Raw genomic sequence first — 10,050 nt, 5'->3', positions numbered from 1 at the left:
GTACCAACGGGGTTACTTCCTGTTCCCCCGGACTTCTCAATCAATAGATCGCCCTGGAGGAGTCCACATTTCTCGCGGTCTTTCGCTGCGACTCGACGGACCGTCGGAATTGATACCACTTCAGCTTTCGCGCGATCGAAGTCGGCTACTCGGGCACAAAGGATGTCATCTTCTCCCCCGTTCGGCTCCTCACCCCACACGCCAGTTTGAACGTCTTGGGTCGCGAACTTGAGTGGAAGAAGTCTCCACTCCGCAGCCATCGCCCCATAGGCGGACGACTCGACACCGTCAGTAGTTCTCATGCTTCATGCACCGCCTGGAACATCTCGGCAAGGTCGCCCATGAGACGCGCCACGTCGGCGTCAATCTCTTCGAGCGCACGCGGCTCTTCGGGCACGTAGAAGATGCGCGTGAACGGAATCTCATTGCCGTACTTGGCTTTGGATTCATCCCATGCAGCGCCCTCAGCGAAGGGCAGAACCTCGCGGGTCATGTGCTCGTCGAGGTCTTCGCTCATGGGTACGCGCTCGGTGATCTTCCAGCCATCGAGAAGGACAGGGTTACCCTTGCGGTCGACGGCCAGAGGAGCCTGGTCGTCTTGGACGCCGAGCACATCAGCGACAGCATTGACGAGTCCGACGGGCGCTTTGAGACCAGCGGCCTTGCAGCGCTGCGGGAAGATGACGGTCAGGTCATTCCACGTAGCCCCATCGAGGGCACGGATGATGTTGGCGTGCGCGTCGGTGTAGTTCTTGTGCTCGGCGATGGACTCGAGTGCCTCCTCCGAAAAAACAGTCGCAAGGCGTGCCTGCTTGAAGACTGTGACATCGCGGAACATGAAATCTTCTTTGGTCAGCACGCGCGAGATCGCGGGTTCGGCGTTGTCGAAGGCTTTGTAAGCCTGGTGCACGAGCTTGCGCTTGGGTCCGCTCATCGTGCGGCGCTTATCGCCCATTGGCTTGCGCATCGGTTCCCAGAGGGCTGAACCGTCGATCAGCTGAATCTTGCCCTTTCTCTCAACCTCTTTGTTAGTGTCGAGGATCCAGATGTAGGTAGAGATACCAGTGCCATAGAACATCTGGGTCGGCAGCGCGATGATCGCGTCGATCAAGTCTTCGTCGAACAGCCACTGACGGATCGCGTTCGGTCCCTTATCGGAGTTGAACAGCGGAGACGCATTCGAAACCACTGCAGCACGGCCGCCGTGGCCGGACTTGCCTGCGGGGCTCAGCTTCGAGGCGCAGTGGGCCAGGAAGAGCATCTGGCCATCGGACTTGCTCGGTAGGCCGTGGCTGAAACGTGACCCCGGGGTCTTCGACTGTTCGAGGACATCCTTGTACTGGACATCCCAGTCGGAGCCGAAGGGCGGGTTCGACAGCACATAGTCGAACTGGCGGTCGGTGTACTCGTCACGCAGGAGCGTGTCGCCCTGGCGGATCGCATCGGGCAGCCCGCCCTGGATAAGCAGGTCGGCCTTGCCGAGGGCGAAGGCCGAGTCCATGAGTTCCTGGCCGAAGAGGTTGACCTCGATGTCGGGGTTCAGCTCGGTGAGGTGGTCCTTGCCGACCAGCAGCATGCCACCCGAGCCAGCAGTCGGGTCATAGATCGAACGCGTTGTGTTCTGGCCGGTGAGCGACTCCTCGTCGGAGGCGAAGAGCACGTCAACCATCAGCTTGATGGCATCGCGCGGAGTGTAGAACGCACCGGCGGCCTTTCCCTTCTTGTCGAAGGCGCGGTACATGACGTTCTCGAAGAGGTCACCCATCGCGGTGTTCGGCATGGCTTCTGCCGAAAGATCCAGCGTCGAGAAGTGGCGCACCACCGCATGGAGGCGGTTGGCGTCGGCGAGCTTCTTCACCAAGCGCGGGAACTCGAACGAGGTCCAGATGTCGGCGATGTTGTGCGAGAAGCCAGCGATGTAGTCCAGGACGGAGGCCTCGACGTGATCATCGGTCGACGCGATGGCCTTGAGGCTGAGCGCAGAGGTGTTGTAGAAGCTCAGGCCGAAACGGCGCTTGACTTCTGCGTCGATGAATCGAACCGGGGTGTCTTTGGCGACGAGACCGTCGACGACCTCGATGAGTTCGTCCTTCGTGTCAGCCAACAGGCATTCAAGGCGGCGAAGCACAGTGAAGGGCAAGATGTAGTCGCCGTACTCGGTCTCTTCAACGACGTTGCGTAGGAACTTGTCGGCGGTGGCCCAGACGACGTTTTCTGCCGTGGCGACGCGCTGTGTCTGCGGGGGCATGGAGATGGTCATGGAACCTCTTCTTTGGTGGTGCCGATAGATCGAAGCTTGTGTCAGAAACTTTACATTTCTATCGATCTCGAACCTACGGAGCCACGCGGATCGAGATGTACTTTCGAAGTCGGAAGGACCGCAAGCACCGAAGGTCGAATCACAGACGTCGACTAATGATGCCGGATAGGTCGTCGAGTCGATGCATGGCCGTGGACGTGAGCATCCGCTCCTACGAGGCCGGGCGGGCTGGTCGGCCTGCACTCGCTGGCAAAGATCGCCACGGAGCTGAAGATGGCACCGGGAGTGCTGCTCGAGTGTGTGGAGCTGTCAATAATCGAGAAAGAGTGAGCTTGAGGATTTCGCGGATATGGCAATTGAACCTGCGAACGCGGGCTTTTTGAGACAGGTAGCTTCGTAGCATGCTCGTCCCACTGCTTATATGCACGTCCCTAACCAGCTCGGCGTGGAGTACAACGCCCATGCGATCGAGAGCATCCTGACCCACGTGGCACCGGGGCTCGGCTGGCGATGAACCAGGTCCTCTAGCCGCGCTTGATTCCCCAAACGCGGTATCCCTGGCCTCGGGGTATGCCTAGCAACTTGTCTGGGTAGACCCCGAGGTTGACGCGGTGGATGCTGGCACCAATCGACTCCGCAAACCGCTTGTCCATGGCGTGTGCCGCGAGATTGGTCTTCTGAGTAGCCAGAGCGATGTCGCGGTGCGGCTCAAGTTCGGCGGCAGCCGAGAGCAGTTGCAGCCCAATGCCACGGCGCTGAGCCTCTGATACGACGGCGACGACCTGCACGAAAAGCGGCGAGTGTTTCTCAGAGATCGATGCCAGGACGAAGCCGACAGGAATTCCGGCAATGTCGGCGATGAGGACGTGGTTCGCTGCAATGGCCGCCGCATTATCGCGAAGCATCAAAGGCGTGATCGGTGCGCAGGCAACCTGGATGTCGCGCATCCGGCGGGAGTCTGCCGGCGTTGGCAGTGCTTCGCGGAGTGTTGCGGGTTCATCTGACAGGGTCGAAAGCGCTTCCCGCCAGGCAGTATAAACAGTGTCTCGCTGTGCGGGGATCTTGGGTTCCAGCTCATCGAACGTCGCGTTGTCGATCACGCTGTCAGTCTAGATAGAACTCGTGGAGCGCTTCGGGTTGAGCAAGCGACATAACCCCGGAATGTCTTGTGGGTCCTGCGGGTCCTGTTCGTGTACAGCGACCGCGACACGACACGGCAGTCAAGGACACGTCGGGATCTCTCGGGATCGCCTGGGGCTTCGCAGGACATCGGTCGGGATCATTCAGGATCCTGCGGGATGCCTCGGGATACGACAAGGCGTCCGCCGTGCGCTGCCTGGCAATTTGACACGCTCTCCCCCGAGGCGGGCACAGCCCGCCTGACAAGGAACACCCTGTCCAGCGATTGGATGTGAACCTGAAGCTCTGTGCCATCGCCAGGTGTTATTCGATACGCCAGTCGCCCGTCATTCCGGGGCTACAGCCAGCAGATAATCCCCAGAATCACGGGGATCTTCGCCACGCACGTTTGTCCGGAGCGCTGCGTTCAGGCCGGGCGTGTCAGGATAGTTCGCAAAAAGCTTGCGGGTACATCTGCGGGTACATGAGCCATTTTCGGCCTCAAATACGACGAAAGCCCTGACGAAAATTGCTTCTCATCAGGGCTTTTTGTCGGGCTGACAGGATTTGAACCTGCGACCCCTTGACCCCCAGTCAAGTGCGCTACCAAGCTGCGCCACAGCCCGTTGTTCTCCAGCTTCGCCGGCCAGAATCTGGCCTGCGCTGCCGAGGCAACCCCTCTATATTACCCACACTCGGAGGGCGGATCGAACCACGGGTCGGAAATCGCGACAGCACCGTCGAAACCCGCGCGCGCCGAGCGCAACAAAGACCAACGCAAACCAAAGCAAGGTCCTCACGCAGTAGCGAGATCCACCACCGCAGCCGAATACGCCGACACCAGCTCATCAGCCGAAACCACCGCCCCGAACTCCGCACTCCCGGACCCGATCGCGATCCGCTGCCCGGCCAACCGCGCATCGACAACGATGGGCCACGACCCCGCGGCACCCAAAGGAGTAATGGTGCCGCGCACATAGCCGGTCGCCGCGAACGCACCATCCGCGTCGGGCAGCGATAGCTTGTTCACACCGAGGTGCGCCCGCAGCTTCGCCCACGAGAACTGCGCGTCGACGTGGGTGAGCACGAGCACGAAGCGATCCTTCGCCTGCACCACGATCGTCTTCACGAGCTCGACGCCCTCGACGGGCGCGGGCCGTTCCCCCGGCGTGCGCGGGACGAATAAAACAGCAAGCCCTCGTGAGGCGGCATCGGCGGCGGCAGCGGCGTAGGGCTCGACATCGGTCGACATGAATCCTCCTCGGAAATGCAGAACAACAGCATCAGCGCGCGCACAAGCACACGCATCTCGGCGCGGCACGAAACCGCCCGACTCCCAGCACAACACCGATACACCACCCCGGCATTCCCCCGCCAGGAGGCCCGACAATTCAGCAGACCAAGCCCCGCGGCAGATACGCTGAGACCATGAGCGACCTGCGAGACACCGGTGACGCCTGGATCGAGGCGGGCGATGGCGGGCGCTACTGGGGCCGCTTCGGCGCCGCCGGGCTGCTCGCCTTCGACCACGCCCGCGACGCGATCCTGCTGCAGCACCGCGTCACCTGGAGCGACCACGGCGACACCTGGGGCATCCCGGGCGGCGCGCGCCACGAGGGCGAGTCGGCGAACGACGGAGCGATCCGCGAGGCGCAGGAGGAGGCGGGCGTTCCCGACCACTCGGTGCGCCCGCGCTACACGCACGTGCTCGACCGCGGCGGCTGGACGTACACGACGCTCGTCGCCGACGTCGTCGCCCAGTTCGAGCCCGAGATCACGGACCCCGAGAGCCACGCCCTCGCCTGGGTGCCGCTCGACCACGTCGAAGCGCTCCCCCTGCACCCCGCCTTCGCCGCGAGCTGGCCGCTGCTGCGCCCGCTGCTCGGGCCGCCTCCGACCGTCATCGTCGATGCTGCGAACGTCATCGGCAGCGTGCCCAACGGGTGGTGGAAGGATCGCCGCGGTGCCGCAGAGCGCCTCCGCGACCGGCTGCACGCCTACCTCGAAACGTCGAACGGGGTGCGCGCCGGGTTCCTCGATCTCGCCGAGCCCCGCGTGCCGGGCCTCGACCGCGTTTACCCCGACTGGATCGTCGTGGTCGAGGGCAACGCACGCGGCATCGAGAGCACCGACCGGATCCGCGTGCTGAGCGCGCCCGAGACCGGAGACGACACGATCGTGAGCGCGGTCGAAGCGCTGAGCGCGAGCGGATCGATCACCACCGTCGTCACCAGCGACGCCGAGCTGCGCGTGCGCGTGGGCGCCGCGGGCGCGACGACGATTCGCGGCGTCAAGAAGCTGCTGAAGATCCTGCCCGAGGAGTAGTGGGTCCCGCCTCGCCCCGGTCCGCGCGTCTGCGCAGTGCCGCGACGATGCCGTAGGCGAGCAACCCTTGGCCGAGGGTGTAGGTGAGCATCACGACGCCGCTCGTCCACGTGGTGCTGCCGGGCACGAAGAGCCGGAAGGCGAGGATCGCGTCGGAGAGTAGGAAGAACGCGCCGCCCCACGCGATGACCGCGCCGCATCGGGTCGCGAGGGCCGCCGTGGCGACGAGTACGAGCCCATACGCCATGACGGGAATCGACAGCGACTTCGTGTGCGGCAGCAGCAGCGCGAGGAGCACGAGGTACGCGAGCACGTAGACGAGGCTCCACGCGGGCAGGCGCCGTTTCGCGATGCCGCGCGTACGCCACAGCAGCACGATGTACGCGATGTGCGCGACGCCGAAGCACGCGAGCATCATCGGAATCTCGCTCTCGAACATCGGGAAGAACGTTGCCGCGCCGTCGCCGAGCCACGAGAACGTGATCGCTGCGAGCAGCAGCGCGAGCGCGCCGACGGGGACGGGGCGCAGGCGCAGCTCGGGCACGAGCACGGCCGACGCGACCACACCGGCGGCGAGCGCGGGCATGAGCAGCAGCTTCGTCCACCCCTCGAACGCGTACTGCCCGAAGCAGGCGATGACGTGCGCGAGCGACACAGCGAGGTACGGCACGAACGGGAGCAGTGCTCGGAAGCGCTCGGTCATACTCGCATCTTATTGCTCAACCGGGTTCGCCGCCCGGCAGGTGCGAGCGTGCCGGGCAGCGACCGGTCAGCCACGGTCGGGGTTCGGTCAGGGCTCGACCAGAATCCCGTCGTCGTCGCACCACACCGTGGCGCCGGGGCGGAACGTCACGCCAGCGATCTCGACGGGCACGTCGACCTCGCCGGCACCGGTCTTGGTCGACTTCGCCGGGTTCGACCCGAGCGCCTTCACGCCGAAGGGCAGCGTGCCGATCGCCACGCGGTCGCGGATGGCGCCGTTCACGATGAGCCCCGCCCATCCGTTGTCGCAGGCCAGCTCGGCGATCTGGTCGCCGACGAGTGCGGTCTCGAGCGACCCCGCCCCGTCGATGACGAGCACTGCGCCGTGCCCGTCGCTCGAGAGCGTCTGCCTGATGAGCGAGTTGTCTTGGAAGCACTGCACGGTGCGCACCGGCCCGGTGAAGCCGGTCATGCCGCCGATGTTCTGAAACTGCAGCGACACCGACCGCAGCTCGCTGCCGCGTTCGTCGTAGAGGTCGGCTGTACTGATCTGCGCCATCTCGTTACTCCCCTCGTGCCCGTCTCCGGGCCGGCCGGCATGGTGCCGACGCTTGCCAATCACGTTACCTGCAACCTGCGACATTGGCAGGGGGTTGGCAATGGTTCGCAATCCGTCCCCGAAATCACTGCTGTACAAACGTACATGTACACATGTACAGTAAGGTCCTGCGGCGTCCACCGCCGATACCCGCCGTCCCCCGCGTCCACGAAAGGAGCCGCCATGTCGCACTCGCACGAACCTGCAGTCGAACCCGCTGGCCCGCCCGCTCCCCGCCGTCGGGATCCGGAGGGGCGACGCCTCGCGATCCTCGCGGCCGCGACCGAGATCATCGTGGAACAGGGGCATTCCGCCCTCACGCACCGCGCCGTCGCGAAGCGCGCCTCCGTGCCGCTCGGCTCGACCACCCAGTACTTCAGCTCCATCGACGACCTGCGCGAGTGCGCCCTGCAGCAGCTCGCCGAAGAGATCGACGAATCGATCGCGCGGCTCGAACCGTTCGTCGCCACGATGGTCGAGCGCCCCGAGCCCATCATCGACGAAATGCTCGCCTACCTCGAAGACCCGCGCACGGTGCACGCCGACATCGCGCTCATGACGAGCGGCATGACCGACGCCCGACTGCGCGCGCTCGCACTGCGCTGGCCCGAGCGCCTCGTCGAGCGGCTCTCGCCGCAGATTGGCGAGGAGCGCGCTGTCGCCATCGCCGTGCTCATGGACGGGGCGACCATGCACGCCGGGCTCACCGGCACCCCGCTCGGCCGCGACGAGCTCACGCGCATCATGCGTGCGCTCATGACGATGCCGGTGCCTGGATCCGCGAACTCGTAGCTCAGCTCCGCTCCCCCCGCACCGCACGCAACACCGAACACAGACCCGAGGAAAGACCGTGACCACCATGTCCGACCAGCGCACCGCACCGAAGTTCGCCCCGCTCAGCAAGGCCCGCCGCTGGGCTGCTCTCAGCGTGCTCACCGCGAGCCTGCTCGTCATCACGATGGATATGACGATCCTCAACATCGCGCTGCCCGAGATGGCGGCCGAGCTGCACCCGACCTCCGACCAGCAGCTCTGGATCATCGACGTCTACTCGCTCGTCCTCGCAGGCCTGCTCGTCTCGTTCGCGGCCATCGCCGACCGCTGGGGCCGCAAGCGCATGCTGCTGCTCGGTTACTCGATCTTCGGGGCGGCGTCGCTGCTCGTGCTGTTCGCGACCAACGCCGAGTCCGTCATCGCGATCCGCGCGATCCTCGGCATCGGCGGCGCGATGATCATGCCGATCACCCTCTCGCTCATCCGCGTCATCTTCACCGACCCCCGCGAGCGCGCCACCGCCCTCGCGATCTGGGCTGCCGTCTCCGGCCTGGGCGCCGCGGTCGGCCCGCTGCTCGGCGGGCTGCTGCTCGAGTACTTTTCGTGGCACGCGGCGTTCCTCGTGAATGTGCCGCTCATGCTCGTCGGCGTGATCGCTGGCATCGCGATCCTCCCCGAGTCGCGCGTCGCGCATACGGGCCGCTGGGACTTCCTCGCCGCGGCGCTCTCCCTCGTCGGCATGACGCTTCTCGTCTGGGCGATCAAGACGTTCGGCAAGGAGGCGAGCCTGCTCGTGCCCGAGGCGCTCGTCGCGTTCGCCGCGGGCGCGGCCCTGCTCGCCTGGTTCGTGGTGCGCTGCCTGCGCAGTGCGTCACCGCTCCTCGACCTCAGCCTCTTCCGCAACCGCGTCTTCTCGGCGGGCGCCATCGCGGCCCTCGGCTCGACGTTCGCGATGATCGCCGCCCTGCTGCTCATCGCCCAGTGGCTGCAGCTCGTCGACGGAGCGTCCCCGGTCGAAGCGGGCATCCGACTCTTCCCGATCGCGATCACCGGCGCGCTCGCCTCGCTCGCGGCCCCGGCGCTGGCTCGCCGCATCGGGGCGCGCTCCGTGCTCGCCGGCGGCCTCGGCTTCGCGGGTGTCGGCATGCTCATCATCGGTCTGCAGCCGGGAACGCTCACCACGCTCACCGTGATCATCGCGCTCTGCTTCGTGGGCGCGGGCACCGGCTCGCTCGCGATCGCCTCGGCGATGATCATGCACGGATCCCCCGAGGAGAAGGCCGGCAACGCCGGCGCCATCGAGGAGACCTCGTACGAGCTGGGCGCCGTGCTCGGCGTCGCGATTCTCGGCAGCGTCTCGGCACTCCTCTACCGGGCCGAGTTCATCGCATCGGGTGCGCTGCAGGGCGTGGATCGCGCACTCGCAGGCCAGGCTGAGGAATCGCTCGGCGCCGCGGTCTCCATCGCCGACGAGCTGCGCCTCCCCGAGCTCGCGCAGCAGGCCGGCGTCGCCTTCACCCACTCGATGCAGACCACCGGGATCGCCGGCGGCCTCGTCATGTTCGCCGTCGCGGTGGCCGTATTCGTGATGACCCCCAAGGGCACTGACGTGTCGCAGGCTTCGCACTGAGTTCGATCCCTGAGCGCTCCCCCGGAGTGCAACCCGGGGAGAACCCCGGGTAGAACCCCGGTGCGACCCCTGGCCCGACCCTGACCCGCCCCTGACCCCGGTGCCGCTCGACACGGTACCGGGGTCTTATGCGCGCGATACTCCGGGCGGATGTGGCGGTACCCCGCTCCGACCTACCGTTGAGGTATCACGGACGAACACCCGGTTCGCCGCCCACGAGAGGAGTCGCCATGAGCGCCACCATCACCCCCGAGACCACCGTCGCCTCCGAGTCCGGCACGGCACCGACGTACCCGCTCGTCACCGACACCACGCCCCTCGCGGCGAGCAGCGCCGCGTCGAACGGATCCGAGCCGTTCCCGAGCGGCCCGGTGAACATCAACGAGCACTCCCGCGCCTTCTCGATCACGAGCTTCGTGCTCGGCATCGCCTCGGTGGTCAGCGGCTGGACGTTCTTCGCCCCCATCACCGGCCTCGTCTTCGGCATCCTCGCACTGCGCCGCGGCACGCAGGATCGCGCCCTCGCACTCTGGGGCGTCTGGCTGAACGCGGTCATGCTCGCACTCTGGGTGCTCGCCGGCATCGTCGCGGTCGCGGTCTTCGGATTCGGTGCACTCGCGCTCGTCTTCGCGGCGTAAGCGA

At 65.7% G+C, this 10,050-nt stretch carries 9 protein-coding genes and 1 tRNA gene; 4 read left to right on the top strand and 6 right to left on the bottom strand.

Annotated elements, in window-relative coordinates:
- Positions 1-298: 298 nt before the first annotated feature.
- The 4 genes from WFH23_RS09930 to WFH23_RS09915 all read right to left on the bottom strand — a co-directional run bounded on the left by WFH23_RS09930 (position 299) and on the right by WFH23_RS09915 (position 4,631).
- A complete protein-coding gene (locus WFH23_RS09930; RefSeq protein ID WP_336662399.1) occupies positions 299-2,260 on the bottom strand; it encodes a type I restriction-modification system subunit M in 1,962 nt (653 codons plus the stop codon).
- Between the two features lie 524 nt (positions 2,261-2,784).
- Entirely contained in the window at positions 2,785-3,360 is a 576-nt protein-coding gene (locus WFH23_RS09925) for a GNAT family N-acetyltransferase (protein WP_336662398.1), read from the bottom strand.
- Between the two features lie 571 nt (positions 3,361-3,931).
- Positions 3,932-4,005, bottom strand: a tRNA-Pro gene (locus WFH23_RS09920).
- Positions 4,006-4,175: 170 nt separating this feature from the next.
- Complete coding sequence (locus WFH23_RS09915; RefSeq protein ID WP_336662397.1) at positions 4,176-4,631, bottom strand: aminoacyl-tRNA deacylase; 456 nt, start codon at positions 4,629-4,631, stop codon at positions 4,176-4,178.
- Positions 4,632-4,807: 176 nt separating this feature from the next.
- Between WFH23_RS09915 and WFH23_RS09910 the strand changes: the two genes are divergently transcribed.
- Positions 4,808-5,704 (top strand): NUDIX hydrolase, encoded by an 897-nt coding sequence (locus WFH23_RS09910; RefSeq protein ID WP_336662396.1) that lies wholly within the window; start codon positions 4,808-4,810, stop codon positions 5,702-5,704.
- On the opposite strand, the gene WFH23_RS09905 is transcribed toward WFH23_RS09910, so the two are convergent.
- Both WFH23_RS09905 and rraA read right to left on the bottom strand, forming a co-directional pair.
- A complete protein-coding gene (locus WFH23_RS09905; protein WP_336662395.1) occupies positions 5,670-6,407 on the bottom strand; it encodes a lysoplasmalogenase family protein in 738 nt (245 codons plus the stop codon). The genes WFH23_RS09910 and WFH23_RS09905 overlap by 35 nt on opposite strands.
- Positions 6,408-6,494: 87 nt before the next feature.
- A complete protein-coding gene (rraA, locus tag WFH23_RS09900; protein WP_090151234.1) occupies positions 6,495-6,965 on the bottom strand; it encodes a ribonuclease E activity regulator RraA in 471 nt (156 codons plus the stop codon).
- A 222-nt stretch (positions 6,966-7,187) separates the two neighbouring features.
- Between rraA and WFH23_RS09895 the strand changes: the two genes are divergently transcribed.
- The 3 genes from WFH23_RS09895 (at position 7,188) to WFH23_RS09885 (ending at position 10,046) form a co-directional block, all read left to right on the top strand.
- Positions 7,188-7,796, top strand: a complete 609-nt coding sequence (locus tag WFH23_RS09895) for a TetR/AcrR family transcriptional regulator (RefSeq protein WP_336662394.1) — start codon at positions 7,188-7,190, stop codon at positions 7,794-7,796.
- A 67-nt stretch (positions 7,797-7,863) separates the two neighbouring features.
- The gene (locus tag WFH23_RS09890) at positions 7,864-9,408 is read left to right on the top strand and encodes an MFS transporter (protein ID WP_200331877.1); all 1,545 of its coding nucleotides are present in this window, start codon (positions 7,864-7,866) and stop codon (positions 9,406-9,408) included.
- Between the two features lie 230 nt (positions 9,409-9,638).
- Complete coding sequence (locus WFH23_RS09885; protein ID WP_249290770.1) at positions 9,639-10,046, top strand: DUF4190 domain-containing protein; 408 nt, start codon at positions 9,639-9,641, stop codon at positions 10,044-10,046.
- Positions 10,047-10,050: the final 4 nt, after the last annotated feature.

Source organism: Leucobacter sp. USHLN154, from assembly GCF_037145595.1.
In the GTDB taxonomy this organism is placed as follows: domain Bacteria; phylum Actinomycetota; class Actinomycetes; order Actinomycetales; family Microbacteriaceae; genus Leucobacter; species Leucobacter alluvii.
The sequence above is the reverse complement of the archived record's forward strand: the minus strand, read 5'-3'. Positions and strand labels throughout refer to the sequence as shown.